Below are 25,350 nucleotides of genomic sequence, written 5' to 3'. Positions count from 1 at the left end.
CATTTGTCAGCGTCGAAGATGAACCTTTCAGTCCATCGCCAGAGCGCCGCCGCCTGCGTTTCTCTTTCCAAATCAACAATGTCAAAGACCCGTCCGCCTTCCAGCGAACCAACCGTTTAGCGCCCGTTGTCGGCGGAGGCGGCTATCTAGCGAACCTCGAAACCTGTGTCAAATCGTTTTTTCAAAACGTTTTGAACCAGACCGGCGAACCCGGGAAATCCCGGAGACACCAGAGCGGCCAGCTTCTAGAGAAGCTAACCTTGCCAGTCAACCAGTTATTTTGAAGAAACTTCAGAACAACTTCTTGAATGACTTAACATCGCGCCGCTGAATTCTTGCGAACTCTTGTCTGCGATGTTTCGGAGCGGCGCTTCTAAAGAGGCGACATTCCGAAGTCAACCAACTCTTTTCTGCTTTTTCGACGCGCCGGCGAACCGGGATCGAAGAGACAAAAAGAGGATCCCTGGGCCGCCATGGCCGCCCTTGCGGATCCGTCATCGAGTCGATTGGAGCGCGGTGTTTAGCGAAGCGTCTGAACCGATGCAACTCCCTTTCGGGAGTCGCGTCGTCCGGTCGCGATGCCGTTCCGAGCGAGGCGGTGATCTAGTCCTCCCTCAGACGACTGGCAAGCCCCTCGCGACAATATAACGACGCTCTTTTGACGAGATCGCTAGTGCTGGCTTTCCGGCAGACGCACGACCAGGCCATCCAGCGCATCGCTGACCTTGATCTGGCAGGAGAGGCGGCTGTTGGGTTCGACGTTCTCGGCGAAATCCAGCATCGACTCTTCCATCGCCGACTTGTCGCCGGTCTTGGAGAGCCACGCCTCGTCGACATAGACGTGGCAGGTGGCGCAGGCGCAGGCCCCGCCGCAGTCGGCGTCGATGCCCGGCACGTTGTTCTTCACCGCGCCTTCCATGACCGTCAGGCCCGGCTTCACCTCGAGGGCGTGCTCGGTTCCGTCGTGCTCGATGTAGGTGATCTTGGCCATCTGTTTTCCGTTACCCCTGGAAGGCTCTCTCTATGGGACGACCTAGGCCGCCACCTCTTTCATGGACACCGACGGGTCGGCGAGCTTGGCGACATCGATCGGCGTACGCCTGGCGATCAGCTGCTTGCCGGCCATGAACTCGGGCGGCGCGTTGACCGCCTCGACCGCCTGGAGCAGGTCGCCCTTCAGATGGAAGACGGCGAACTTGGCGGCGGCGACATCGCCGCGCACGATCTGGCGGTCGGCCTCGAACGGCAGGCCGGCGATCTGCAGTTTCAGATCATACTGATCGGACCAGAACCATGGCACTTCCGGCGGAGGCCCGGGGCGGCCGAGAATCGCCGCGGCGGCCTGCTTGGCCTGTTCCAGGGCGTTGGGCACGCTCTCCAGGCGGAACTGACGCTCATAGAGCGGCAACGGACGATGGGTGACGTCGCCGATCGCGAAGATCGAGGGATCCTCGGTCCGCGCCTCGAGATCGACGACCACGCCGTTGGCGGTCGCGAGTCCGGCGTCCTTGGCCAGTTCGTCATTGGGGATCGCTCCGACCCCGACCAGGGCGACATCGCAGGCGACCACCCGGCCATCGCTGAACCGCACGCCGGTGACATGACCGTCCGCGCCGTCGAAACCGGCGACGCCGGCGTTCAGCTCGAACGCGACGCCATGGCGGCCATGATAGTCCTGGAAGAACAGCGATAGGGTCTCGCAGGCGACGCGGGCCAGGACGCGGCTCTCGCGCTCGATGACCATGGCGTGGCTGCCCAGGGCCCGAGCCGAGGCGGCCGCCTCAAGCCCGACATAACCGCCGCCGATCACGGCCAGGCGCTTGTCGGGACCCAGGGCGTGCTTGAGTCGCTCGGCGTCGGCCGCGGTGCGCAGAGCCAGGACACCAGCGAGATCCGATCCGGGGATCGGCAGCTCACGGGCGCGGGCGCCGGTGGCCAGGATCAGAAAGTCGTAGGCGATGACCTCGCCCGAAGCGAGGGTCACGGTCTTTTCGGAGCGGGTGATCCGCTCGACCACGCCTTCGAGGCGCAGCGAGACATTGTTGTCGGCGTACCATTCGGCGGGCTTCAGCGAGAGGCTCTCGGCGTCCGCTTCGCCCTTCAGCCAGGCCTTGGAAAGCGGCGGGCGCTGATAGGGCAGCAGCGGCTCGTCGCCGATCAGCACGATCCGGCCTTCGTGACCGTACTGGCGCAGGAACGCGGCGGCCGAGCCGCCCGCGTGACCCGCGCCGACGATGACGACGCATGCGTTCTGATTGGCGTTAGCGCTCACGGACGCCCTCCCTTTCGTCAAAAATGACGCCGGCGTCACCTATTGGCAAGCGCCTTTGATCGAGGCGCATAGATAGGAGAAGGATAGCGAGCGCGTCAGACGACGCGCTCGACCATCATCTTCTTGATCTCGGCGATCGCCTTGGCCGGGTTCAGCCCCTTCGGGCAGACCTGGGCGCAGTTCATGATCGTGTGGCAGCGATAGAGCTTGAACGGGTCTTCCAGCGCGTCGAGGCGATCACCGGTCGCTTCGTCGCGGCTGTCGATCAGCCAGCGATAGGCGTGCAGCAGGGCCGCCGGGCCCAGATACTTGTCGCCGTTCCACCAGTAGCTGGGGCACGAGGTCGAGCAGCAGGCGCACAGGATGCACTCGTAGAGGCCGTCGAGCTTCTCGCGGTCTTCCGGCGACTGTTTCCACTCGGTCTGCGGCTCGGGCGTGTCGGTGTGCAGCCAGGGCTCGATCGAGGCGTACTGGGCGTAGAACAGCGTCAGGTCCGGGATCAGGTCCTTGACCACCGGCATGTGCGGCAGCGGGCTGATCTGGACGGCCTTGCCCGGCACCTCGGCCCAGCCGTGCGTGCAGGCCAGGGTGTTGCGGCCGCCAATGTTCATCGAGCACGAGCCGCAGACGCCTTCCCGGCACGACCGGCGGAAGGCCAGGGTCGGGTCGATGGTGTTCTTGATGTAGAGCAGGGCGTCCAGCACCATCGGCCCCACGGCGTCCATGTCGACGTCGTAGGTGTCCCAGCGCGGATTGCCGCCCGCTTCCGGGTCGTAGCGGTAGATCTTGAAGGTCTTGACCTTCTTGGCCCCGGCCGGCGCGGGCCAGTGCTTGCCCGACTTGACCTGCGAGTTCTTGGGGAGTGCGAGTTCGACCATCGTACCCTCAGTAGACCCGTTGCTTCGGCGGGATGTAAGCGATGTCGTCCGACATGGTGTAGCTGTGCACCGGGCGGTAATCGATCTTCACCTTGCCGGTGTCGACGTCGAGCCACGCCAGAGTATGCTTCATCCATTCGGTGTCGTTGCGGTCCGAGAAGTCCTCGCGGGCGTGGGCGCCCCGGCTTTCGGTGCGGTTGACCGCGCCGTTCACCGTGACCACCGCCTGGCCGATCAGGTTGTCGAACTCCAGGGTCTCCATCAGGTCGGTGTTCCACACCAGACCGCGATCGCTGACCTTGATGTCCGCCTTCTTCTCCCAGACCTTGGCGAGACGCTCGACGCCGCTGACCAGGCTCTCGCCGGTGCGGAACACCGCAGCGTCCTCTTGCATGGCCTTCTGCATCTCAAGACGCAGGTCGGCGGTCGGGATCGCGCCCGAGGCGTTGCGGAAGCGGTCGAAGCGCGCCAGGTGACCGTCGGTCCAGGCGTCCTTCAGTTCCGGCTGCTTGGCGCCCGGCGTCAGGACCTCGGCGCAGCGCAGAGCGGCGGCGCGGCCGAACACCACGAGGTCGATCAGCGAGTTCGAGCCCAGGCGGTTGGCGCCGTGCACCGACACGCAAGCCGCCTCGCCCACGGCCATCAGGCCCGGGATCACCTGGTCGGGGTTGTCGCCCGACTTGGTGACGACCTCGCCGTGATAGTTCGTCGGGATGCCGCCCATGTTGTAGTGGACGGTCGGCAGCACCGGGATCGGCGCCTTGGTCACGTCGACGCCGGCGAAGACCTTGGCGGTCTCGGAAATGCCCGGCAGGCGCTCGGCCAGGATCTTCGGATCCAGGTGATCGAGGTGCAGGAAGATGTGGTCCTTGTTCGGGCCCACCCCGCGACCTTCACGGATCTCGATGGTCATCGCGCGGCTGACCATGTCGCGTGGCGCCAGGTCCTTCACCGACGGCGCGTAACGCTCCATGAAGCGCTCGCCTTCCGAATTGGTCAGGTAGCCGCCTTCGCCGCGCGCGCCTTCGGTGATCAGGCAGCCGGCGCCATAGATCCCGGTGGGGTGGAACTGCACGAATTCCATGTCCTGCAGCGGCAGGCCGGCGCGCAGCGCCATGGCGTTGCCGTCGCCGGTGCAGGTGTGGGCCGAGGTGGCCGAGAAGTAGGCGCGGCCGTAGCCGCCCGTGGCCAGGATCACCGTCTGGGCCTGGAAGCGGTGCAGGGTCCCGTCGTCCAGCTTCCACGCCGTCACGCCGCGGCAGACGCCGTTGTCCATGATCAGGTCGAGCGCGAAGTACTCGATGAAGAACTCGGTGTCGTGGGCCAGGGACTGGCCGTACATCGTGTGCAGCATGGCGTGACCGGTGCGGTCGGCCGCGGCGCAGGTGCGCTGGATCGGACCTTCGCCGTAGTTCTTGGTCATGCCGCCGAAGGCGCGCTGGTAGATCTTGCCGTCAGCGGTGCGCGAGAAGGGCACGCCCCAGTGCTCGAGTTCGTAGACCGCCGCCGGAGCGTTGCGGGTTAGGTACTCGATGGCGTCTTGGTCGCCCAGCCAGTCCGAACCCTTGACGGTGTCGAACATGTGCCAGCGCCAGTCGTCCTGGCCCATATTGCCCAGCGACGCCGAGATGCCGCCCTGGGCCGCGACCGTGTGGCTGCGGGTCGGGAACACCTTGGTGATGCAGGCGGTCTTCAGGCCCGCTTGCGCGGCGCCCAGCGCGGCGCGCAGACCCGAACCGCCGGCGCCGACGACGACGACGTCGAACTTGTGGTCGATGAACTTGTAGGCCGACATCAATGGGCTCCGGTCACGGTCAGGGCCACCTTGAGGATCGAGAAGACCCCCACGGCGCCGGCCAGCGCGCAGACGAACAGATTGCCGATCACCAGGGCCGACTTGCTCGTGAAGCGGTGGATGTAGTCCTCGATCACCACCTGGACCGCGTGTTGCAGGTGGATCAGGGCGGCGATCAGCAGCAGCGACAACAGCACGGCGTTGATCGGCTGACCGATCCAGGCCGCCACGGTGTGCTGGTCGGCGCCGACCAGCTTCAGCGCCGCGTAGACGCCCCAGACGCTCAGCGGGATCAGGGCGATGCCCGACACACGCTCGGTGATGAAATGGCCGACGCCATGGCGCGAGGCGCCCGTGCCGCGGGCCCGCGACAGCGGGGTGCGGAACTGAATGGGCTGAAAGAGATCGTTCTTGCTCATGATCAGAACGCTCCGTTCGCGCCGGCGATGACCCAGGTGACGATCGTCGCCACGACCGCGAAGGCGATCGCCATGGCGCCGGTCATGTCGGCGACGCGCGGGGCGAAGCCCTTGCCGGCGTCCCAGAAGGTCTGGCGAATCGCGTAGGCGATGTTGAAGAACACGGCGAAGGTCTCGCCCAGCAGCACCAGCTTGCCGATCGGCGAGCCCAGGACGCTCAGATAGCCGGCATAGGCTTCAGGGCCCGCGGCGACGGCGGCGGCCCAGCCGGCCAGGATCACGGCGCCGACATAGAGGCCGACGACGCAGCCGCGGTGCAGGATCGAACAGGCCATGGTGATATGCCAGCGCCACACCTGCAGGTGCGGCGACATCGGGCGCTCCGGCAGCCCCCGGCTCGTATCGGTCATGGGAGGTCCAACCTCAGTAGCCTTTGTGCGTTGCGGGACGCTTTTAAGCGCGAAGACTGGGGTGTCAATTAAACGGCGCCCTGTTGAGAAACGTTCGCAGCTCTCGACGCGACGCGGTTTCGGCTCCCGCCCTGTCGAGGGCAAGGCGCGGCCTCAAGGCGCCCGAAACACCGTCAGCGCCAAGTGCTGCAGCAGCATGATGGTCTTGGCGTCGCGGATGCGGCCGTCGGCGATCATGGCCAGGGCCTCGTCGATGGTCGGCTCCAGCACCTCGATGTCCTCGCCCTCGTCGGGATGGCCACCGCCGTCGCCGATCCGCATCGCGGCGTCATATTCGGCGACGAAGAAGTGCAGGATCTCGGTGACCGAACCCGGGCTCATGAACGCCCGGAACACCGGCCGGACCTCGCCGAGGCGGTAGCCCAGCTCTTCCTCGACCTCGGCCCGGATGCGGACCTCGGGCTCGGCGTCGTCCAGCAGGCCGGCCGCCGCCTCGATCAGCAGGTCGTCATAGCCGTTGACGAAGGCCGGATAGCGGAACTGCTTGACCATCAGGACCGTGCGGTTGGCCAGGTTGTACGGCAGCAGCGCCGCGCCGTTGCCCCGGTCGTAGTGCTCGCGATGCTGGGTCTGCCAGGTCCCATCGCGCCGCTTCCAGTCGAAGCGGGTCGTCTTCAGGACGTACCAGTTGTCGGAGAGCAGCTTGGTCTCGTGGACGCGCAGGCGATCTTTGACGGTCATCCGACTCTCCTCAGTCCCTCACCCGCGCCACATAGTCGGCCGATCGCATCTCCTGCAGGCGCGAGACCGTGCGCTCGAACTCGAAGGCGCCGTCGCCTTCGGGATAGAGCGCCTCGGGCTCGGCGTCGGCCAGGGCCACCAGCTTGGCGTCGGCCTCGTAGAGCGCGTCGATCAGGGTGTTGAACCGCTTGGCCGCGTCACGCCGGGCCGGGGTCAGGCGCGGCACGTCTTCCAGGAAGACGGTGTGGAAGCGCTCGGCCACGGCCAGGTAGTCCTGCGGCCCCAGGGCCTGCTGGCACAGACTGGCGAACGACGACCGCAGCATGCCGCCGGCGGCGCGCGGCAGGCGCATCTTGCGGCCCAGCACCTCCAGCGTCGCGCCGGTCTCGGCCGCGCCGTCCAGCATGTCGGCCCACAGCCGCTCGAACTCGGCCTGATTGGCCTTGTCGTTCGGGGCCAGCCAGGTGCGGGCCGCGCGCAGGCGGTCCAGGCGGAAGTCGACCGGGCCGCGCACGGCAACGACGTCCAGCGCCGACTTCAGCATGTCGATGAACGGCAGGAAGAGCTGGCGGTTGAGGCCGTCCTTGTAGAGATCGTCCGGCGGCCGGTTCGAGGTCGCCACCAGGGTCACGCCCCGCGCGAACAGCGCCTCGAACAGGCGGCCCAGGATCATGGCGTCGGCGATGTCGGTGACCTGCAGCTCGTCGAAGCACAGCAGGCGGGCCGCGTCGGCGATCCGCTCCGCCGTCGGCGCGATCGGGTCGTCGCCCTTGGATTGGCCAAACCGCGCCTTGCGGGCCGCCGCGTCGCCCTTGCGCCAGGCGTCGATGTCCGCGTGGACCTCGGCCATGAAGGCGTGGAAGTGGATGCGGCGCTTCCTGGCCACCGGCGCGCTGTCGAAGAACAGGTCCATCAGCATGGACTTGCCGCGCCCCACCGGGCCCCACAGATAGACGCCGCGCTGGCTCTTGGGCTTGCGGCCGAACAGCGAGAAGCCGGGCTCGCCTGCGGAATCAAGATCGGACTCCAGCCGCGACAGCGCCTCGACGGCGGCGGCCTGAGCGACGTCCGGCTTGATCTCGCCCTGGGCCAGGCGCTCGCGATAGGCGGTGCGGAGAGATGTCGGCATCGAGGACTGCGGTTAGCGCGTGAGGGGCGCCAATGGAAGCCCGCCTGTGCTGACAGCTTCGCCGACGCGGCCTAAGCTCCCGTCATGGTTCATGTTCCGGCCGTCGGGGTGGTCGGGGCGCGCGAGACGCCCGAGCCCCACATCATCGACACCTTGATCGCCGAGCGCGCGCCGCGACTGACGTCATCGGCGGCTTGGCCCCTGGTTCGCCCCGCGCTCTACAGGTTGCTGGACTACGGCAAGGCCCGCCGGATGGCTGAAACCATTTGCCAGCTCGGTGGCCGGGCGGCGCTGGATCACGTCTCCGACCTGCTGGCGCTGAAGGTCCAGGTCCTAGGCCTGGAGAACCTGCCCGAGCGGGGCCGGGTCATCGTCGTGGCCAACCATCCGACCGGCATCGGCGACGGGGTCGCGGTCTACGACGCGATCAAGGCCCGACGCCCCGACGTCGTCTTCTACGCCAACGCCGACGCCCATCGGGTCTGCCGCCGCTTCGACGAGGTGCTGATCCCGGTCGAGTGGGTCGAGGAAAAGCGCAGCCGCGAACGCATGCGTCTGACCCTCTCGATGACCCGCGAGGCGATGGAGGCCGAGCGCGCCCTGATGATCTTCCCGGCCGGCCGCCTGGCGGTGAAGGACGCCGAGGGCCGGCTGACCGATCCACATTGGATGACCTCGGCCGTTTCGCTGGCCCGCAAATACGCCGCGCCGATCGTCCCGATCCATCTGACCGGCCCTTGGTCGACCCTGTTCCACCTGTTCGACAAGCGCTGGAAGGAGCTGCGCGACATCACTTTGTTCCATGAGCTGTTGAACAAGAAAGGCCGGCGTTTTTCGCTGATCGTCGGCGCGCCGATCGACACCGAGGTCTTGCCGCACGACGCCGGAGAAGCCACGGAGGCGTTGAAGCGCTATGTGGAGCGCGTATTGCCGACCGATCCCCACCTTGCGTTCCAGAGCCGCCTGACGTGACGTCTGTTTTCCTCGCCGACGAGGCCGCGACCCAGAGGCTGGGCCGCCAGCTGGCCGCCGCCCTGCGTCCAGGCGACGCCGTCTGCCTGACCGGGCCGCTGGGCGCCGGCAAATCGACCCTGGCCCGCGCGCTGATCCGCGCCCTGACCACGCCGGACGAGGAGGTGCCCAGCCCGACCTTCACCCTGGTGCAGTTCTACGAGACGGCCAGCTTTCCGCTGGCCCATTTCGATCTCTACCGCCTGTCGGACCCCGACGAGGCCTACGAGATCGGCCTGGACGAGGCGCTGGATGACGGCGTCGCGTTGATCGAATGGCCTCAGAGGCTGGAAGGGCGTTTGCCGGCCACTCGGCTCGATATAGACATCGCCCTCGACGGCGAGGCGCGGCGCGCCGTCATCGTGCGGCGCGGCGGTTTCGAAGGACGTGATCTTGAGTTCTGAGCGAGAGACGGCCAAGGCCGCGTTCCTGGAGGCCCATGGCTTCGGCGACGTCCGCCGCCAACCACTGGGCGGCGACGCCTCGACCCGGTCGTACGAGCGGCTGCGCCGGAGAGACCAGTCCTTCATCTTCATGGACCAGCCCCCCTCGGTCGAGACCGCGCCCTGCCCGCCCGACGCCACGCCCGAGCAGCGCGCCGCCCTGGGCTACAACGCCCTGGCCCGCCTGGCCGCCGGCCGTGTGGACGCCTTCGTCGCCTGCGCTGGCTGGCTGAACGCCCAGGGGCTATCGGCCCCCAAGGTGCTGGCCGCCGACGCCTCGGCGGGTCTCGCGGTCCTGGAAGATCTCGGCGACGATCTCTACGCCCGCCTGATCGAGACGGGGACCGATGAGGCTCCGCTGTACGACGCCGCCATCGACGGCCTGCTGGCCATCCATGCGGCGCCGGTCCCGGACGTGCTCAGCTTCGATGGCTCGACCTGGCCGCTGCTGACCTATGACGACCTGGCCCTGAAGACCGCTCACGACATCTTCGTCGAGTGGCAACCGAAGTTCCGCGACCTCGCGTTCGACAACGCGGCGCGCGCGGAATGGGAGGCCATCTGGGCCCCGATCCGCGCTAAGGGCGAAGCCGGCGCCACGGTCTTTTGCCACCGCGACTATCACGCCGAGAACCTGATCTGGCTGCCGGAGCGCAAGGGTCCGGCTCGTGTGGGCATGCTCGACTTCCAGGACGCGGTCCTGGCCCACCCGGCCTGGGATCTGTCGATGCTGCTGCATGACGCCCGCCGCACCGTCTCACCCGAACGCGAGGCCGCCTGCCTGGAGCGCTATCTGGCGGCCCGGCCGGGGCTGGATCGCACCGCCTTCCTGGCCGACTATCACGCGCTGGGCGCGCTCAACATCATCCGGATCCTGGGCATCTTCGCCCGCCTGGTGACCCGCGACAGCAAGCCCCGCTATGCCGACTTCATCCCGCGCCTGTGGGTCTATCTGGACGTCTGCTTCGCCGATCCGGCGCTGGCGGACCTGAAGGCCTGGTTCGACCAGTACGTGCCCGTGGAGGCTCGTCGATGAGCGGCCCCCAAATGGCGCCCAAGATCGCCATGGTGCTGGCCGCCGGCCTGGGCACCCGTATGCGCCCGCTGACCGACGACCGCCCCAAGGCCCTGGTCGAGGTCGCCGGCAAGGCGCTGATCGACCACATGCTGGACCGCCTAGCGGCCGCCGGGGTCGAAACCGCCGTGGTCAACGTCCATTATTTCGCCGATCTGGTCGAAACCCATCTCAAGGCTCGCCAGGCCAAGGGCCTTGGCCCGCGCATCGTCATCTCGGACGAACGCGTCCAGGCGCTCGAGACCGGCGGCGGCATCAAGCACGCCCTGCCGCTGCTGGGTGACGGTCCGGTGTTCGTGGCCAATATCGACTCCGTCTGGATCGAGCACGCGGGCTCGGCCATCGACGCCGTGGCCGCCGCCTGGGACCCGGCCAGGATGGACGTCTGCCTGATGCTGGCCTCGACCGCTGGCTCACTTGGCTTCCACGACAGCGGCGACGTGTTCCTGGACGACGAAGGCGTCGTTCGCTTCAAGGACCCGGGCGAAATGGCGCCACTGGTCTATGTCGGCGTCCACATCTGCAAGCCGGTGATCGTCGCCGACGGGCCCGACGGACCGTTCTCGCTGTTGCCCCTCTGGAAGCGCCTGGCGACCGACCGCCGCGTCCACGGCGTCGCGCCCGATGGGCTCTGGATGCACGTCGGCGATCCCGACGCCAAGCTGGCGGCCGAGGCCAGGCTCGCGGAAGGATGACCGGACCGGCCCCCTTCTTCGAAAGACCGGGGCCGCGCTGGTTCTCGATCCCCGCTCACCGCCCGTTCGTCGACGACCTGGCGCGCGGCCTGCTGAACGCCCTGGAGCCGCTGGGCCCCGAAGCCCTGCCGCGCGCCACCGTCCTGACCCCGACCCGTCGCGGCGCCCGCGCCCTGGCCGACGCCTTCCTGGCGGTCGGCGGCGGCCGGGCCCTGCTGCTGCCGCAGATCCGGCCACTAGGCGATCTCGACGAAGGCGAGCCGCCGTTCGAGCCGGGCGACCTGGCCCTCGACCTGCCGCCCGCCATCTCCTCGCGCCGCCGACGGTTCGAGCTGGCGCGGCTGGTCGTGGACCACGGCGACAAGCTCTCGTTCAGGCCCGGCCCGGTCCAGGCGCTGGAGCTGGCCAAGGCCCTGTCCGACTTCCTCGACAGCGCCCAGATCGAGGAAGTCGAGGTCGACGGCAAGCTGGACGGCCTCGCCGAGGGCGATCTCGCCCAGCACTGGCAGGTCTCGGCCCGGTTCCTGAAGGCGGTGCTGCGGGCTTGGCCGGAGCGGCTGAACGACCTGGGCCTGATCGACGTCTCCGAACGCCGGGTGCGCCTGCTGCGGGCCCTGGCCGCGCAGTGGGAGAAGGAGCCCCCGACCGAGGTGCTGGTCGCCGCCGGCTCGACCGGCACCGCCCCGGCCACCGCCGATTTGCTACGCGTTGTGGCCGCCGCCCCCAAGGGCGCCGTGGTTCTGCCCGGTCTCGACGAGGATCTGGCCGACAGCGCCTGGGACCAGATCGAAGGAACCCAGGGCGAGCAGCATCCGCAGGGCGCGATGAAGCGCCTGCTGGACCGGGCCGGCATCGCCCGCGCAGAGGTTCGCGCCTGGGTCCCCGACGTCGACAGCCGGGGCCGCTGGCGGCGACGGATCGTCAACGAGGCCCTGCGCCCGGCCGAGGCCACCGCCGACTGGCTGGCCCAGATCGCGTCCCTGCGCGCCGAGGCGCCGGACCTGGACCCCATCGCCGAGGGCCTGACCGGCTTCTCGGTGATCGCCGCCCGCGCCGAGGAGGAGGCCGCCGGCGCCTGCGCCTTGCTGCTGCGCGAGGCGCTGGAAACCCCGGACATGACCGCCGCCCTGGTCACGCCCGACCAGACCCTGGCGCGCCGGGTGATGACCCGCCTGCAGCGTTGGGGCGTGATCCCTGACAGCTCGGCCGGCGCGCCGTTGGCCGCCTCGGGCGCGGCGATCCTGGCCCTGCACCTGGCGCGGCTGGTCGAAGAGCCGCTGAACCCCGTCCGCCTGCTGGCCTTCGCCAAGCATCCGCTGGTCCTCGGCGACGACGAGACGTTGGCCGCCACGATGCTAGAGCGCAAAGGCCTGCGTGGCGCCGCGCCCAGTTCGGCCGAGGGGCTGCGCGCCCGGCTGAAGGACGCGCCCGACGCCCTGGCCTTGGCCGAACGCGTCTTGGCCGCGGTCGACCATGCCGCCACGCCCTATGCCGAGGACGGTTTCGCGCCGCCCGCCCGGTCCGCCCAGGCGCTGGTCGAGGCGCTGGAAAACCTGATCGCTCCGAACCGCCTGTGGGCCGGCGCGGCCGGCGAGTGTCTCGGCGCGCTGATGGCGGCGCTGATCCAGGACGGCCAACCCCTGCCCGCCGCCTCGCCTCAGGCCTTCGCCGACATCCTCGACCGGCTGGTCAACGAGGAGACCGTCCGCGTCGGCGGCGCCACCCATCCGCGCCTGCGGATCCTGGGGGCCATCGAGGCCCGCCTGGTCCGCGCCGACCGGCTGGTGCTGGCCGGGCTGGAAGAAGGCGTCTGGCCGCAGGGCGCGCCGATCGATCCGTTCCTGTCACGCCCCATGCGGACGCGGCTAGGCCTGCCGCCGCCCGAGCGCCGCATCGGCCTGACCGCCCACGACTTCGCCCAGGCCGCCAGCGCGCCGGACGTGGTGCTGGTCCACTGCGAGCGACGCGGCGGCGCGCCGGCCGTCGAGTCGCGCTGGCTGTGGCGGCTGAAGACCCTGGCCGCCGGCGCGGGCCTCTCCCTGCCCCGCCGCGACGACGTGCTGGACTGGGTTCGCGCCCTCGACGCGCCTGATCCCTACAGCCCCATCAAGAGACCCGAACCGCGCCCGCCGGTCGAGGACCGCCCGCGCAAGATGGCCGTCACCCGGGTCGAGGCCCTGACCCGCGACCCCTACGCCGTCTGGGCCCGCGACATCCTGCGGCTCTATCCGCTGGAGCGTCCCGACGAGCCGGTCGAGGCCCGGGCTCGCGGCACCGCGATCCACGCCGCGTTCGAAACCTTCGCCGAGACCTTTCCCGACGCCGTGCCCGCCGACGCGGCCGCCGTGTTCGAGAAACTCTATGTCGAGGCCCTGGTCGCGGCCGGCATGCCGCCGACGGCCCTGACCCGCGAGAGGGCCCTGGCCCGCGAGGCCGCCCTCTGGGTCGCGGAATGGGAACGCCAGCGCCGCGCCACGGCCCGCAAGATCGTCGTCGAAGCCGAGGGCAAGCTGGAGCTGTCGATCAACGGCCGGCCCTTCACCTTGACGGCCAAGGCCGACCGGCTGGAGCCGACGGCCGATGGGACCGTCCATATCCTCGATTACAAGACCGGCGCCGCGCCGTCGCAGAAACAGGTCGACACCGGCTTCTCGCCGCAGCTGACCCTGACGGCGGCGATCCTGATGCGCGGCGGCTTCCCCGACCTGGGCAGCCCCACGCCCGGCGACCTGACCTATGTCCGTGTCACCGGAAGGCGTCCGGCCGGCGAAGAGCAGATCCGCGCGTTCGCCGGCGAGGAAAGCGCCGCCGCCGCGATCAAGGCGCTGGAAGGCCTCTCGACCTTGATCGCCCGCTATGACGATCCGGCCGAGCCCTACCGCTCGCGGGTCGCGCCGCAGTTCGTCAAGGAGCACCCCGGCGACTACGCCCACTTGGCGCGGGTGTTCGAATGGTCGACCAGCGGCGACGACGGGGACGGCGAATGAGCCCGCCCCCACAGATACAAGACCCCCAGCGCATCGCCGCCGATCCCGCGATCTCGGCCTTCGTCACGGCCAATGCCGGGTCGGGCAAGACCAAGACCCTGATCGATCGGGTCGCGCGCCTGCTGCTGGCCAAGGTCAAGCCCGAGGCGATCCTCTGCGTGACCTATACCAAGGCCGCCGCCGCCGAGATGCAGCGCCGACTGTTCGAGCGGCTGGGCAAGTGGTCGGTGACCAGCGACGCGGACCTGCGGGCCGAGCTGGTCAAGCTGGTCGGCGAAAGCGACGCGGCCTACGATTCCCGCCGTCTGTCGGAAGCCCGCGCCCTGTTCGCCCAGGCGCTGGAGACGCCGGGCGGCCTGAAGATCCAGACCATCCACGCCTTCTGCGAGAAGCTGCTGCGGCGCTTCCCGCTGGAAGCCGGCGTCTCGCCCGGCTTCACGGTGATGGACGACCAGGCCGGCGCCGCCATCGCCCGCGCCGCCCGCCGGGCCACGGCCGCCTGGGTGGACAGCCATCAGGACGCGTTCTCGGAAGCCTATGCCCGCTTCTCGGTGGCGCTGGACTTCCTGAGCTTCGAGGCGATGTTCGCCGGCTTCGAGACGCGGCGCGGGCAGATCATGGCCTATGTCGCCCGCTGTGGCGGGTTGTCGGAAGCCGTGGCCGACGCCTGGGCGCGCTGCGGCTTCGAGGCGCCGACCTCGGCCGGCGACTTGGCGGCGCAGGCGATGGCGCGGCTGGATCTCGCCGCCTGGCGCGCGGCGGCCAGCGCGTTGTTCGACGGTGGCGGCAAGCAGGACGCCAAATATGCCGAGGCCCTGGCCGCCGTGGCCCGCGACCCGGACGCGACCCTCGACCTCGCCCTGCGCGCCCTGTTCACCGAGGGCGGTGAGGGAACGCCGGCCACGTGGCCCGCCAAGACCTCGGGCCTGAAGAGCCGCGAGGACCTGCGAGAGGCGCTGATGCTCGACCAGGCCAAGCTGGAGGCCGCTCGCGAGCGGGTCCGCGCCGCCAAGGTGGCCGAGGACACCGCCGACGCCCTGCGGCTGGCGGTGCTGTACGTGACCTCGCACCAGATCGAGAAGGACGCCCGGGGCGCGCTGGACTTCACCGACCTGATCGACAAGACCCGGGTGCTGCTGACGGAGAAGGTCGAGGCGGCGTGGGTGCTCTACAAGCTGGACGGCGGCGTCGACCACATTCTGCTGGACGAGGCCCAGGACACCGCCCCGGAGCAGTGGGAGATCCTGCGCGCCCTGACCGCCGACTTCTTCGCCGGCGAGACATCCGAGGGCTGGAGCGGCCGCCGCGCCGAGCGGACGCTGTTCGTGGTCGGCGACGAGAAGCAGTCGATCTATTCGTTCCAGGGCGCCGATCCGCAGCGTCTGCTGGTCGAGACGCAGGATTATATCGCCCGCATCGAGGCGGTCGGCGCGGTCGGCAAGGGCGTGCCGCTGACGGTGTCGTATCGTTCGACCCGCGAGGTGCTGAGCTTCGTCGACGCCCTGTTCTCCGATCCCGAGACCCGCGAAGGGGTGCCGCCGCCCGTCGGTCAGGACCTCGTCCGCCACGAGCCGTTCCGCACCGACGGTCCCGGCTGCGTCGATCTCTGGCCCCTGACCCGCGAATTGCCCGGCGAGGAGCGCGAGGCCTGGGAGGCGCCCCTCGACGCCGAGGGCGAACGCAGCGCCAACCGGCGCCTGGCGGAGGCCATCGCCGCCGAGACGGCCGCGATCCTGACCCGAGGCGACGCCGTCTTCGACAAGGAGATCGGCCGCCACCGCGCCGCCCATGCCGGCGATATCCTCGTTCTGGTCCGCCGCCGTAAGGTGCTGTTCGAGGAGATCATCCGGGCTCTGAAACGGCGGGGCGTGCCCGTGGCCGGGGCGGATCGACTGTCGCTGTCCAGCCACATCGCTTTCGAGGATCTGCTGGCCCTGGGGCGGTTCATCCTGTTCCCGGACGATGACCTGACCCTGGCGGCCCTGCTGAAGTCGCCGTTCTGCGGCCTTGGCGACGAGGACGTCTACGCCCTCGCCAAGGGCCGCCGCGCCACCCTGTGGGCCGAGCTGCGCAGGCGAGCCGAAGAGCGCCCGGAATGGACGGCAGCGCGGACGGTGCTGGACTGGGCGCTGGTCGAAGGCCGCCGCCGGCAACCATTCGAGTTCTTCGCCGGCTGGCTGGGCCTCACGGGTGACGACGGCCGCTCGCATCGCGCCAAGGTGCTGACCCGCCTGGGCGCCGAAGCCGAGGAAGCCCTGGACGAGTTCCTGGCCCAGGTGATGGAGGCCGAGCAGCGCGGGGTGCGTGACCTCGAGGCCCTGGTCGCCGATTTCGCGGCCCTGGACATCGTGGTCAAGCGCGAGATGGAAGGCGCCCGCCGTGAAGTCCGGGTGATGACGGCCCACGGCTCCAAGGGTCTGGAGGCGCCGATCGTCTTCCTGCCCGAGACGACGGTGAAGCGCGGGGCCGGCGGCTCGCCGTTCCTGGTCACCGAGGACGGCGCCTTGCTGTGGTGCGCCAGTGGCAAGGGCGACTGCGACGCCTCGGCCAAAGCCCGAAAGCTGCGCGAGGAGAAGGAGAGCCAGGAGGCCTTGCGCCTGCTCTATGTCGCCCTGACCCGGGCGCGGGACCGGCTGATCCTGTGCGGCCGCATCGACGCCCGGACCAAGGGTGACAAGGTCGGCGGCTGGTACGCCGCCGCCCGCGCCGCCTTCGCTCACCCGGACATAGCGCCCGCCGTGCGAACGATCGGCGAGGGTGACACCGCTATTCTGCGCTATGGCCCCGATCCCGCGGCCGCGCCCCGCTTCGCGGAAGATGTCCGCGCCTCGGCCGTCGCACCCGACTGGATGACCCGCGCCGCGCCGCCCGAGCCGGCGGCGGCTCGCTACGCCGCCCCGTCGCGAATCGAGGACAACGCCCGCGTCCCCGCCCCCTCGCCGTTGGCGCGGATTTCGGGCCTGGGCCGCTATCGGCGCGGCGAGATCGTCCACAGGCTGCTGCAACTGCTGCCCGACGTCGCGCCGGATCAGCGATTCAGCGCCGCCCGGCGTCTGCTGGCGGCCGAGCGCGACCTGACCGAGGACCAGCGCGAGGAAATGGCCCAAGCGGCGTTCGGCGTGCTGGACGACGTCCGTTTCGCCGCCGTGTTCGGTCCCGGCTCCCGCGCCGAGGTCGCCTTGGCCGGGACCAGCGCGCATCTGCCCAGGGGCCTGGCCGTCTCGGGTCGGGTCGACCGTCTGGTGGTCGACGCCGAACGGGTCCTGGTCGTCGATTACAAGACCAATCGCCCCTCGCCGGACGCCATCGAGGACGCCGACCCGGCGTATCTGGCCCAGATGGCGGTCTATGTGGCGGTGTTGCGCGAGGTCTTCCCCGGCCGGGCGATCGAAGCGGCTCTGGTGTGGACGGACGGTCCCAAACTGATGCCGGTTCCAGAAAAGGTGATGGTCCAGGCGCTGGCCCGTCTGGCCTAATCCCGTTGCCGGACGCGCGCCGTCCCCCTACATCTTTGTGCAAGCGCCCAGACGAATCCTGGGCTTTGACCCTTATCGCGTCCTCCGCCCCGCCGCGTGACGCCAGACTGGAGCAGACCATGAGCACCGTTGCGGTGACCGACGCCACCTTCGAAGCCGACGTCCTGAAGGCCGGCAAGCCCGTGTTGGTCGACTTCTGGGCCGAGTGGTGCGGCCCCTGTAAGCAGATCGCCCCGGCCCTGGAGCAGATCTCGGAAGAGCTGGCCGACGTCGTCACGGTCGCCAAGGTCAATATCGAGGACAGCCCGACGACCCCGTCGCGCTATGGCGTCCGCGGCATCCCGACCATGATGCTGTTCCGCGATGGCCAGATGACCTCGATGAAGGTCGGCGCCATGCCGAAGCAGAAGATCCTGGAATGGCTGAACGAAGCCGGCGTGCAGGCCGTTTCGGCCGCCTAAACGGCTCGTCCGCCTGAAGTGAAGACGCCCGCTCCGGTCTCCGGGGCGGGCGTTTTTCGTTTCGGCCTATTTCTTGGGCGTCACGATGAACGGCGAGACCGAGACCGGCGGGGCTTTCTTCTCGGCCTTCGGTTTGCGGATTTCCTTGTTCGACTTCTTTTGACCCTTGGCCATCGGCGGTTCCTGCCAGGGCGGGCGCGCTTGCCGAGATGTCCGGCGGGCCGTGCCGCCCTATCGGCGTCAGGAAGGCTTACGCCGGGCCGGCGCCGAGCGCCATGGCCGACGTCAGCCCGCCTGGTAGCCCAGGGCGGCGAATTGCTGCTTGAACATCAGAAAGCCGACCAGGCCGGAGACGGCGATCGCCGCCATCAGGGCCCAGCCCGCCGGCGTCAGGGTCCTGCGCTCCGCGTCGCGATAGGGCCAGCGATCCCCGCCGATCAGGAAGAAGAGGCCGAAGATCAAGATCATCGGCACGAAGGCGAACGCCTTGACGTCGTAGCTGACCGTCGGCGCGTGGCTTTGAGCCGCCCGCAGTGGCTTCAGGATGGCGACCCAGCCCATGAAGGCGCCGAGGGCCAGACAGGCTAGGCCGCCCAGGCGGTAGAGAAGCGACAGGGTCATGCGAAGTTCCCCATGGTCAGGCTTCCCTAGAGCGGGAAACGCCACCTTGGGTTCCATTCGCGACGAAACAAAACTTTCAGGTCGGCCAGGTCTCGGGGCTCATCGCCAGCACCTCGCCGGCCAGATAGAGCGAACCGCAGATCAGGGTGTGCGGCGTCGGCTCCAGCCGAAGCGCGCGGTCCAGGGCGTCCTCGACCGAATCGCAAGCACAGGCTCGCAGGCCAGCCAGTTCGGCGGCCGCGGCGGTCTCGGCGGCGCTGGCGGCGGCGTGGCCTTCGAAGGTCACGGTGAAGACCTTGGCCGCGACACCTCGGAAAGGGGCGAAGAAGCCGGTCGCGTCCTTGTTGGCCAGCAGGCCCGCGATCAGCGCCACCGGCCGTCCGTCGCGGGCCGCCAGATCGGCGACGGCGCGGGCCACGGCGCGGCCGGCGTGCGGATTGTGGCCGCCGTCCAGCCAGAGATCGGCGCCCCCAGCCTTGGCGAGTTCGGCCAGAGGCCCGGCGGTCAGGCGCTGGAATCGGGCCGGCCAGAGCGCGCCGGCGATCCCGCGTCCCATGGCTGCTTCGTCGATGCGCGGGTCGGCCAGGGTCAGCAGGGCGGCGACGGCCAGGCCGGCGTTGGCGAACTGGTGCTCGCCCGGCAGGGACGGGGCGGGCAGGTCCAGCAAGCGATCCTGCATCTGGACCAGCAGGCGGCCGCCTTCGCGCCAGGCGTCGAAGTCGCGGCCCATCAGGGTCAGTGGGACGCAGGCCTTGGCCGCGGCCGCTTCGATCACGGCCTCGGCCTCTTCCTGCTGGCGGGCCGAGACGGCTGGGGCGCCCGGCTTGATGATCCCGGCCTTCTCGCCGGCGATCGCCGTCAGGGTGTCGCCGAGAAATTCGCGGTGATCGATGTCGACCGGGGCGATGACGCTGACCTTGGGCGTGACGACGTTGGTGGCGTCCAGGATCCCGCCCAGGCCGACCTCGACGATGCACAGATCGGCCGGGATCTCGGCGAAGGCGACGAAGGCGGCGGCGGTGGTGATCTCGAAGAAGGTGATCGGCTGGCCGGCATTGGCCGCTTCGACGCGATCCAGCACGTCGGCCAGGTGATCGTCGGTGATCAGGGTCCCGGCCAGGCGGATCCGCTCGGCGAAGCGGACCAGGTGCGGCGAGGTGAAGACGTGGACGGTCAGGCCCGCCGCCTCGGCCATGGCCCGCAGATAGGCGACCGTCGAGCCCTTGCCGTTGGTGCCGGCCACGTGGATCACTGGCGGCAGGCGGTGCTGGGGGTCGCCCAGCGCCGCGCACAGCCGCCGCATCCGGTCCAGCGACAGGTCGATCAGCTTGGGATGCAGGGCCTTCAGCCGCTCGAGAGCGGCGTCATGCGCGCGGAGGAGTTCGGCCAAGGCGGAGGCTTTACGCCGCCTTGCGGTTACGGCCCATCATCAGGGTGCCGAGCAGCGAGCCCAGCACCTCGGGCAGTTCCTTGCGATGGGTGACGCGGTCGACCATGCCCTTCTCGACCAGATATTCCGAGCGCTGGAAGCCCGGCGGCAGGGTCTCACGGATGGTCTGCTCGATGACGCGCGGGCCGGCGAAGCCGATTAGGGCGCCCGGCTCGGCCAGGTGGATGTCGCCGAGCATGGCGTAGGAGGCGGTGACGCCGCCGGTGGTCGGGTCGGTGAGGACCACGACGTAGGGCAGGGCCGCGTCCTTCAGTTCGTTGATCGCCAGCGTGGTGCGGGCCATCTGCATCAGCGACAGCGCGCCTTCCTGCATGCGGGCGCCGCCGGCGGCAGTGAAGGCGATCAGCGGGACCTGGCGTTCAAGCGCGGCCTTGGCGGCGGCGATGAAGCCCTCGCCGGCGGCCATGCCCAGCGACCCGCCCATGAAGGCGAAGTCCTGGACCAGCACCACGGCGTCGACGCCGCCGACCTTGCCGTAGCCGATGGCCATGGCGTCCGGCTCGCCGGTCGCCTTGCGGGCCGCGGCCAGGCGGTCCTTGTAGGGCTTGCCGTCCGAGAAATGCAGCGGATCCTCGGGCACGGCCGGGGTCGGCAGGGCCTCGTACTGGCCGTCGTCGAACGTGAACTTGAAGCGGGCCTCGGGCCCGATCCGCATGTGGCGACCGGCCGGCGTGACCCACAGGGCCGCCTCCAGGTCGGAGCGGAAGATCATCTCGCCCGTGTCCGGGCATTTGACCCAAAGGTTCTCGGGCGTCTCGCGCTTGGCGAACGCGCCGCGCACGCCCGGTGCGATCCGCGACAGCCAGCCGCCTCGGCGGTCAGTCGCCACTTTTTTGTCGCCCTTTTTCGGGTCCTGGGGTTCAGCCATAGCCATAGCCTTAGAGCCTCACTTCGTCCCGACTCGCGCCGAACGCACAGCCTTAGCCAGCTCCGACGCCTTGAGAAGAACCTTCTCGGTCACGTTTTCGTTCAACTTGGCCGCCGACTCGATTTCATCCACCAGCGCGGAGCCCACGACGGCCGCGTCGGCCACGCGGGCCACCTCGGCGGCGCGTTCGGCCGTGCGGATGCCGAAACCGACGGCGACCGGCAGGCCCGAGGCCTTGCGGATGCGCTCGACGGCCGGGGCCACCGCGTCGGCGTCCGCCTCCTTCACGCCGGTCACGCCAGCGACCGAGACGTAGTAGACGAAGCCCGAGGTGCGGCGGATCACGGCCGGCAGGCGCTTGTCGTCCGTCGTCGGCGAGGCCAGGCGGATCAGCGCCAGGCCCTCGGCCTCGAGAGCGTCCGACAGCGGATCGGCCTCTTCGGGCGGACAGTCGACGACGATCAGGCCGTCGACGCCGGCGTCGTTGGCTTGGCTCGCGAAGGTTTCGAAGCCGCGGTTCACCAGCGGGTTCAGATAGCCCATCAGGATGATCGGCGTATCCTGGTCGGCTTCCCGGAAGGCGCGGACGATGTCCAGCGTCCCGTTCAAGGTCATCTTCTGGGCCAGGGCGCGCTGGCTGGCGCGCTGGATGGTCGGACCCTCGGCCATCGGGTCCGAGAACGGGAAGCCCAGCTCGATCAGGTCGGCCCCGGCGGCCGGCAAGCCCTTGACGATCTCGAGCGCGGTCGCCGCGTCCGGATCCCCGGCCATCACATAGGCCACGAAGGCGGCGCGGCCCTCGGCCTTCAGCGCCGCGAAGCGGCGGTCGATGCGGTCTTTAGTCAAATGCTTGCTTACCCTAGATCGTCCGCCCGAGAGCGTCGGCCACGGTGAAGATGTCCTTGTCGCCCCGGCCCGACAGGCAGAGCACGATCACGCCGCCCTCGCCGATCTCCTTGGCCAGCTGCGGCAGCTTGGCGATCGCGTGGGCGCTTTCGAGGGCCGGAATGATGCCCTCGAGTTCGGCGCACAGCTGGAAGGCCTTCAGCGCCTCGTCGTCGGTGCAGGTCAGGTACTGGGCCCGGCCGATGTCGTGCAGGAAGCTGTGCTCCGGCCCGATGCCCGGATAGTCCAGGCCCGCCGAGATCGAGTGAGCGTCCAGGATCTGGCCGTCGTCGTCCTGCAGCAGATAGGTCTTGTTGCCGTGCAGCACGCCCGGGCGGCCGCCGGTCAGGGACGCGGCGTGCTTGTCGGTCTCCAGCCCGTGGCCCGAGGCCTCGACGCCGTAGATCTTGACGCTCTCGTCGGCCAGGAACGGGTGGAACATGCCGATGGCGTTCGAACCGCCGCCCACACAAGCGACCACCGCGTCCGGCAAGCGGCCTTCGGCCTCCTGGATCTGCTCGCGGGTCTCGCTGCCGATCACCGCCTGGAAGTCTCGGACCATGGCCGGATACGGATGCGGACCGGCGGCGGTGCCGATCATGTAATAGGTGTCGTGGACGTTGGTGACCCAGTCGCGCATCGCCTCGTTCATGGCGTCCTTCAGGGTCGCCGCCCCGGAGGTCACCGGCCGCACTTCGGCGCCCAAGAGGTTCATGCGGAAGACGTTGGGCTTCTGCCGGGCGACGTCGACGGCGCCCATATAGACGACGCAGGGCAGGCCGAAGCGGGCCGTGACGGTGGCGCTGGCCACGCCGTGCTGGCCGGCGCCGGTCTCGGCGATGATCCGGGTCTTGCCCATGCGCTGGGCCAGCAGGATCTGGCCCATGCAGTTGTTGATCTTGTGCGCGCCGGTGTGGTTCAGCTCCTCGCGCTTGAAATAGATCTTCGCGCCGCCGAGGTGCTTGCTGAGACGCTCGGCGAAATAGAGCGGCGAGGGGCGGCCCACATAGTGGGTCAGGTAGCCCTTGAGCTCCTTCTGGAAGCTCGGATCGTTCTTGGCCTCCGTGTAGGCGCGGTCCAGCTCCAGCACCAGCGGCATCAGGGTCTCGGCCACATAGAGGCCGCCATAGTCGCCGAAGCGGCCCTTGGCGTCCGGATAGGCGGACCAGTCGTTAGGCTTTTGGGGGGCGTTCAAAGGCTCATCCAACAGCTACGCGCGTTTGACGGCGTCGAGGAACGCCGTGATCAGAGCGGGGTCCTTTAGGCCCGGACCGCGCTCCACGCCAGAGGAAACGTCCACGATCGGGGTACCAGAGACCTTGATCGCCTCGGCCACATTCCACGGATCCAGCCCGCCGGCCAGGAAATGCGGGCGCGAAAAGCGTCGGCCTTCGAGCAACGCCCAATCGAATCTCGCGCCGGTGCCCCCAGGAAGGGCGGAACCTTCCACGGGCTTGGCGTCGAACATCAGGTGCTCGACGACGCCGTCAAAGGCCTTGGCCTGGTCGACGTCCGAGGCGCTGGAGACCGAAAAGGCCTTGATCACGCCGACGCCCGCCCGAGCGGCGATCTCGCGGACCCGCGAGGGCGTCTCCTTGCCGTGAACCTGGATCAGGTCGGGGCGCATCGTGGCCATCAGGCGATCGATCAGGGCGTCGTCGGGATCGACGGTGACGGCGACCGTCTTCACGCCCCGGCCACGGATCGGCTCGATCAGACGGGCGGCGGTCTCGGGCGCGATGTCGCGCGGGCTCTTCTCGAAAAAGACGAAGCCCAGGAACGCCGCCCCGCCGTCGAAGGCGGCCTTCACCGTCTCTGGTGTCGAGAGGCCGCAGATCTTGGCTGTGGTCATTGCCGGGAGTTACGGTCGGGACGCGCCCGACGCAACCCCAGCAAATCTCACGGCCGCTCACTGCAGCGTGAAGACCCCATTCACGGCCCGCCACTCCTGGGGCCCGATCAGGCGATTGTGGGCGACCCGGACCGAGTGCAGCACCCCGTCCAGCTCCTTGGCCCAGAAGTCGAGAAAGCCCTTCAGGGTCGGGAATTTGGGGGCCAGGTCGTAGTCCTGCCAGACATAGAGCTGCAGCAGATGGGGGTGATCGGGAATGTGATAGTGGATCTGGGCCGTGGTCAGGCCATAGCCCATCATCTGTAGCTCGAACGCCTTACTCGCCATCGAAAACCTCCGATAAACGCGCCGATGACGGAACGTTCCAACCGCGCGATGAGTCGCGCAAGGGACGGGTTGTCGCGGCATGGCTCCGCCGCTTCACGCGGTTTGCCGCTGAAGGTTCGAAAGGGACCGCGGAGCGCCGGGCGTCGCCCGGTGTGTTTGTAGTGGAGTACCGTTTCGACGAAGTCCGAACGCTCCGCGTGGTCCGTTATCCGATGAGCCTCCGGGGCGCGGGGTTTTAACCCGCTCCGGAAGAGGCCCCCGACGGGCGGAGAGGCTGGCTCGCCTCGTCCGGACCGCACGGGCGATTTCAGCCCATGCCTGCCGCGCCGCCGAAGCCTTCGCCGCCGGGGCTTCGTCCCGTGTTTCAGGGAGCCTGCCGCGGATCCGTCGCGAAGGCGAGTCTTCCGAAGAAGACCCCGGCGAGCGCTTCCCGCTCGACCACCCCTGACAGCCGCCCAAGTCGCCGGCCGGACGTCCCTTTCAAGCCATCAGGTGAGGAAGAGTATGACGCCAGGATTCAACGCGGATCATTCAGAACCGCGTAAAATCGACAAGCGCTTGATTTCGCTCGCTTCGGTCTCGCGAACGCCGGGGATACAGCGCGCTCAATCCCCGTGAATCCCTCTCTCTGAGAGAGAGGGAGGGGCCCATGCGCAGCATGGGAGGGTGAGTGGTTACACCCTCAACCGGCGCGCCGGCACGTCGCCCGCAACAGAGCCAAGACCGTCCTAGGGCTTCGCCTACCCTCTCACCCTCCCACCGCTTCGCGGCGGGCCCCTCCCTCTCTCCATGAGAGAGGGATCGCGATAGCCTTTCGGGCGACATTGATCTGGCGCGCCTTTGTCCCGAAAAGAACGAACACCCTTCACGAGACCCCCATGGCCCCGATCCACGTCGACCCCGCCCACGTCCGCGAATTCGTCGAGGCCGACGCCTTCTACGTCTGGCTGGGCGAGAACCATGACAAGGCGCCCGAGGTGTGGATCAAGATCCACAAGGTCGGCTCGGGCCTGCCGTCGATCAACGCCAAGCAGGCGATCGACGTGGTGCTGTGCTGGGGCTGGATCGATGGGGTGAAGAAGAGCTTCGACGACAAGAGCTTCCTGCAGCGCTACACGCCGCGCGGCAAGAAGAGCCTCTGGAGCCAGATCAATGTCGACAACGTCGCACGGCTGATCGCGGAGGGCCGGATAACCGCGCATGGCCTGCGCGAGGTCGAGGCCGCGAAGGCCGACGGCCGCTGGGACCGCGCCTATGGCGGCAGCCGGGACATGAAGATCCAGGACGATTTCCAGGCGGCGATCGACGCCAGCCCGAAGGCCAAGGCGATGCAGGCGACCCTGTCGGCCCAGAACCGCTTCGCCCTGGCCTTCCGGGTCCACAATCTGAAGACCGAGGCCGGGCGAAAGAAGAAGATCGCCGAGTTCGTCGCCATGCTGGAACGCGGCGAGACGATCTACCCGCAGGGGAAGAAGACGTGAGGGCCGGCCGGCGCCGCAAGGGGATGGCGCCGGCCGGGGGGCTTACGCGCCGGCGTACTGATGCCGACAGAAGC

The 25,350-nt window shown here is 68.9% G+C and carries 24 protein-coding genes and 1 pseudogene; 9 read left to right on the top strand and 16 right to left on the bottom strand.

Going from position 1 to position 25,350, the window contains the following annotated elements; genetic code table 11:
- Window positions 1–284, top strand: a pseudogene (locus ABIC66_RS05365) (hypothetical protein); the annotation flags it as partial.
- A 386-nt stretch (window positions 285–670) separates the two neighbouring features.
- Here the strand turns inward: ABIC66_RS05365 and ABIC66_RS05360 are convergent.
- The 8 genes from ABIC66_RS05360 to zapE all read right to left on the bottom strand — a co-directional run bounded on the left by ABIC66_RS05360 (window position 671) and on the right by zapE (window position 7,644).
- Complete coding sequence (locus ABIC66_RS05360; protein ID WP_354068334.1) at window positions 671–991, bottom strand: 2Fe-2S iron-sulfur cluster-binding protein; 321 nt, start codon at window positions 989–991, stop codon at window positions 671–673.
- A gap of 42 nt (window positions 992–1,033) precedes the next feature.
- Window positions 1,034–2,272: an NAD(P)/FAD-dependent oxidoreductase gene (locus ABIC66_RS05355; RefSeq protein WP_354068333.1), complete on the bottom strand. Its 1,239-nt coding sequence runs from the start codon at window positions 2,270–2,272 to the stop codon at window positions 1,034–1,036.
- 95 nt (window positions 2,273–2,367) lie between these two features.
- The gene (locus ABIC66_RS05350; protein WP_223392249.1) at window positions 2,368–3,150 is read right to left on the bottom strand and encodes a succinate dehydrogenase iron-sulfur subunit; all 783 of its coding nucleotides are present in this window, start codon (window positions 3,148–3,150) and stop codon (window positions 2,368–2,370) included.
- Between the two features lie 7 nt (window positions 3,151–3,157).
- Entirely contained in the window at window positions 3,158–4,945 is a 1,788-nt protein-coding gene (gene sdhA / locus ABIC66_RS05345) for a succinate dehydrogenase flavoprotein subunit (protein ID WP_354068332.1), read from the bottom strand.
- Window positions 4,945–5,400, bottom strand: coding sequence for a succinate dehydrogenase, hydrophobic membrane anchor protein (gene sdhD, locus ABIC66_RS05340; protein WP_354068373.1), 456 nt, complete (start codon window positions 5,398–5,400; stop codon window positions 4,945–4,947). The genes sdhA and sdhD overlap by 1 nt, the downstream gene beginning before the upstream one ends.
- Window positions 5,367–5,774: a succinate dehydrogenase, cytochrome b556 subunit gene (gene sdhC, locus ABIC66_RS05335; RefSeq protein ID WP_354068331.1), complete on the bottom strand. Its 408-nt coding sequence runs from the start codon at window positions 5,772–5,774 to the stop codon at window positions 5,367–5,369. Before sdhC ends, sdhD begins: the two co-directional genes overlap by 34 nt.
- 153 nt (window positions 5,775–5,927) lie before the next feature.
- Window positions 5,928–6,515 (bottom strand): NUDIX hydrolase, encoded by a 588-nt coding sequence (locus ABIC66_RS05330; protein ID WP_354068330.1) that lies wholly within the window; start codon window positions 6,513–6,515, stop codon window positions 5,928–5,930.
- A gap of 10 nt (window positions 6,516–6,525) precedes the next feature.
- A complete protein-coding gene (zapE, locus tag ABIC66_RS05325) occupies window positions 6,526–7,644 on the bottom strand; it encodes a cell division protein ZapE (RefSeq protein ID WP_354068329.1) in 1,119 nt (372 codons plus the stop codon).
- 84 nt (window positions 7,645–7,728) lie between these two features.
- On the opposite strand from zapE, the gene ABIC66_RS05320 reads away from it, so the two are divergent.
- The 7 genes from ABIC66_RS05320 (at window position 7,729) to trxA (ending at window position 17,792) form a co-directional block, all read left to right on the top strand.
- Window positions 7,729–8,616 carry a GNAT family N-acetyltransferase gene (locus ABIC66_RS05320; RefSeq protein WP_354068328.1) on the top strand — a complete coding sequence of 296 codons (888 nt, stop codon included), beginning with the start codon at window positions 7,729–7,731 and terminating at the stop codon, window positions 8,614–8,616.
- The gene (gene tsaE, locus ABIC66_RS05315) at window positions 8,613–9,059 is read left to right on the top strand and encodes a tRNA (adenosine(37)-N6)-threonylcarbamoyltransferase complex ATPase subunit type 1 TsaE (protein WP_354068327.1); all 447 of its coding nucleotides are present in this window, start codon (window positions 8,613–8,615) and stop codon (window positions 9,057–9,059) included. Before ABIC66_RS05320 ends, tsaE begins: the two co-directional genes overlap by 4 nt.
- Window positions 9,043–10,134: an N-acetylmuramate/N-acetylglucosamine kinase AmgK gene (gene amgK / locus ABIC66_RS05310; RefSeq protein WP_354068326.1), complete on the top strand. Its 1,092-nt coding sequence runs from the start codon at window positions 9,043–9,045 to the stop codon at window positions 10,132–10,134. Before tsaE ends, amgK begins: the two co-directional genes overlap by 17 nt.
- An 11-nt stretch (window positions 10,135–10,145) precedes the next feature.
- Window positions 10,146–10,868, top strand: coding sequence for an N-acetylmuramate alpha-1-phosphate uridylyltransferase MurU (gene murU, locus ABIC66_RS05305; RefSeq protein ID WP_354068372.1), 723 nt, complete (start codon window positions 10,146–10,148; stop codon window positions 10,866–10,868).
- On the top strand, window positions 10,865–13,855 hold the full coding sequence (gene addB / locus ABIC66_RS05300) for a double-strand break repair protein AddB (protein WP_354068325.1): 2,991 nt from the start codon (window positions 10,865–10,867) through the stop codon (window positions 13,853–13,855). Before murU ends, addB begins: the two co-directional genes overlap by 4 nt.
- 14 nt (window positions 13,856–13,869) lie before the next feature.
- Window positions 13,870–17,331 carry a double-strand break repair helicase AddA gene (addA, locus tag ABIC66_RS05295; protein ID WP_354068371.1) on the top strand — a complete coding sequence of 1,154 codons (3,462 nt, stop codon included), beginning with the start codon at window positions 13,870–13,872 and terminating at the stop codon, window positions 17,329–17,331.
- Between the two features lie 119 nt (window positions 17,332–17,450).
- Window positions 17,451–17,792, top strand: a complete 342-nt coding sequence (gene trxA / locus ABIC66_RS05290; protein WP_354068324.1) for a thioredoxin — start codon at window positions 17,451–17,453, stop codon at window positions 17,790–17,792.
- A gap of 66 nt (window positions 17,793–17,858) precedes the next feature.
- On the opposite strand, the gene ABIC66_RS05285 is transcribed toward trxA, so the two are convergent.
- The 8 genes from ABIC66_RS05285 to ABIC66_RS05250 form a co-directional block, all read right to left on the bottom strand.
- Window positions 17,859–17,966, bottom strand: coding sequence for a hypothetical protein (locus tag ABIC66_RS05285; protein ID WP_004617960.1), 108 nt, complete (start codon window positions 17,964–17,966; stop codon window positions 17,859–17,861).
- Between the two features lie 111 nt (window positions 17,967–18,077).
- Complete coding sequence (locus ABIC66_RS05280; protein WP_354068323.1) at window positions 18,078–18,413, bottom strand: hypothetical protein; 336 nt, start codon at window positions 18,411–18,413, stop codon at window positions 18,078–18,080.
- Between the two features lie 76 nt (window positions 18,414–18,489).
- Window positions 18,490–19,803, bottom strand: coding sequence for a bifunctional folylpolyglutamate synthase/dihydrofolate synthase (locus tag ABIC66_RS05275; RefSeq protein WP_354068322.1), 1,314 nt, complete (start codon window positions 19,801–19,803; stop codon window positions 18,490–18,492).
- A gap of 10 nt (window positions 19,804–19,813) precedes the next feature.
- Window positions 19,814–20,737: an acetyl-CoA carboxylase carboxyltransferase subunit beta gene (locus tag ABIC66_RS05270; RefSeq protein ID WP_354068321.1), complete on the bottom strand. Its 924-nt coding sequence runs from the start codon at window positions 20,735–20,737 to the stop codon at window positions 19,814–19,816.
- A gap of 12 nt (window positions 20,738–20,749) precedes the next feature.
- The gene (gene trpA / locus ABIC66_RS05265) at window positions 20,750–21,577 is read right to left on the bottom strand and encodes a tryptophan synthase subunit alpha (protein WP_354068320.1); all 828 of its coding nucleotides are present in this window, start codon (window positions 21,575–21,577) and stop codon (window positions 20,750–20,752) included.
- Window positions 21,578–21,590: 13 nt separating this feature from the next.
- Window positions 21,591–22,811: a tryptophan synthase subunit beta gene (trpB, locus tag ABIC66_RS05260; RefSeq protein WP_354068319.1), complete on the bottom strand. Its 1,221-nt coding sequence runs from the start codon at window positions 22,809–22,811 to the stop codon at window positions 21,591–21,593.
- A gap of 15 nt (window positions 22,812–22,826) precedes the next feature.
- Window positions 22,827–23,468, bottom strand: coding sequence for a phosphoribosylanthranilate isomerase (locus ABIC66_RS05255; protein ID WP_354068318.1), 642 nt, complete (start codon window positions 23,466–23,468; stop codon window positions 22,827–22,829).
- A 57-nt stretch (window positions 23,469–23,525) separates the two neighbouring features.
- Window positions 23,526–23,795, bottom strand: a complete 270-nt coding sequence (locus ABIC66_RS05250) for an usg protein (RefSeq protein ID WP_354068317.1) — start codon at window positions 23,793–23,795, stop codon at window positions 23,526–23,528.
- 878 nt (window positions 23,796–24,673) lie between these two features.
- Between ABIC66_RS05250 and ABIC66_RS05245 the strand changes: the two genes are divergently transcribed.
- Window positions 24,674–25,276: a YdeI/OmpD-associated family protein gene (locus ABIC66_RS05245; RefSeq protein WP_354068316.1), complete on the top strand. Its 603-nt coding sequence runs from the start codon at window positions 24,674–24,676 to the stop codon at window positions 25,274–25,276.
- Window positions 25,277–25,350: the final 74 nt, after the last annotated feature.

This window comes from Caulobacter sp. 1776 (assembly GCF_040545685.1).
In the GTDB taxonomy this organism is placed as follows: domain Bacteria; phylum Pseudomonadota; class Alphaproteobacteria; order Caulobacterales; family Caulobacteraceae; genus Caulobacter.
The sequence above is the reverse complement of the archived record's forward strand: the minus strand, read 5'-3'. Positions and strand labels throughout refer to the sequence as shown.

What these genes read in the sequence shown, in the direction of transcription:
- ABIC66_RS05285 (WP_004617960.1), bottom strand. Translation starts at nt 17,966, where the DNA reads ATGGCCAAGGGTCAAAAGAAGTCGAACAAGGAAATCCGCAAACCGAAG.
- ABIC66_RS05250 (WP_354068317.1), bottom strand. Translation starts at nt 23,795, where the DNA reads ATGGCGAGTAAGGCGTTCGAGCTACAGATGATGGGCTATGGCCTGACC.
- murU (WP_354068372.1), top strand. Translation starts at nt 10,146, where the DNA reads ATGGCGCCCAAGATCGCCATGGTGCTGGCCGCCGGCCTGGGCACCCGT.
- addB (WP_354068325.1), top strand. Translation starts at nt 10,865, where the DNA reads ATGACCGGACCGGCCCCCTTCTTCGAAAGACCGGGGCCGCGCTGGTTC.
- ABIC66_RS05245 (WP_354068316.1), top strand. Translation starts at nt 24,674, where the DNA reads ATGGCCCCGATCCACGTCGACCCCGCCCACGTCCGCGAATTCGTCGAG.
- ABIC66_RS05270 (WP_354068321.1), bottom strand. Translation starts at nt 20,737, where the DNA reads ATGGCTATGGCTGAACCCCAGGACCCGAAAAAGGGCGACAAAAAAGTG.
- ABIC66_RS05350 (WP_223392249.1), bottom strand. Translation starts at nt 3,150, where the DNA reads ATGGTCGAACTCGCACTCCCCAAGAACTCGCAGGTCAAGTCGGGCAAG.
- ABIC66_RS05255 (WP_354068318.1), bottom strand. Translation starts at nt 23,468, where the DNA reads ATGACCACAGCCAAGATCTGCGGCCTCTCGACACCAGAGACGGTGAAG.
- trxA (WP_354068324.1), top strand. Translation starts at nt 17,451, where the DNA reads ATGAGCACCGTTGCGGTGACCGACGCCACCTTCGAAGCCGACGTCCTG.
- ABIC66_RS05330 (WP_354068330.1), bottom strand. Translation starts at nt 6,515, where the DNA reads ATGACCGTCAAAGATCGCCTGCGCGTCCACGAGACCAAGCTGCTCTCC.
- sdhA (WP_354068332.1), bottom strand. Translation starts at nt 4,945, where the DNA reads ATGTCGGCCTACAAGTTCATCGACCACAAGTTCGACGTCGTCGTCGTC.
- sdhC (WP_354068331.1), bottom strand. Translation starts at nt 5,774, where the DNA reads ATGACCGATACGAGCCGGGGGCTGCCGGAGCGCCCGATGTCGCCGCAC.
- zapE (WP_354068329.1), bottom strand. Translation starts at nt 7,644, where the DNA reads ATGCCGACATCTCTCCGCACCGCCTATCGCGAGCGCCTGGCCCAGGGC.
- ABIC66_RS05320 (WP_354068328.1), top strand. Translation starts at nt 7,729, where the DNA reads ATGGTTCATGTTCCGGCCGTCGGGGTGGTCGGGGCGCGCGAGACGCCC.
- ABIC66_RS05280 (WP_354068323.1), bottom strand. Translation starts at nt 18,413, where the DNA reads ATGACCCTGTCGCTTCTCTACCGCCTGGGCGGCCTAGCCTGTCTGGCC.
- ABIC66_RS05360 (WP_354068334.1), bottom strand. Translation starts at nt 991, where the DNA reads ATGGCCAAGATCACCTACATCGAGCACGACGGAACCGAGCACGCCCTC.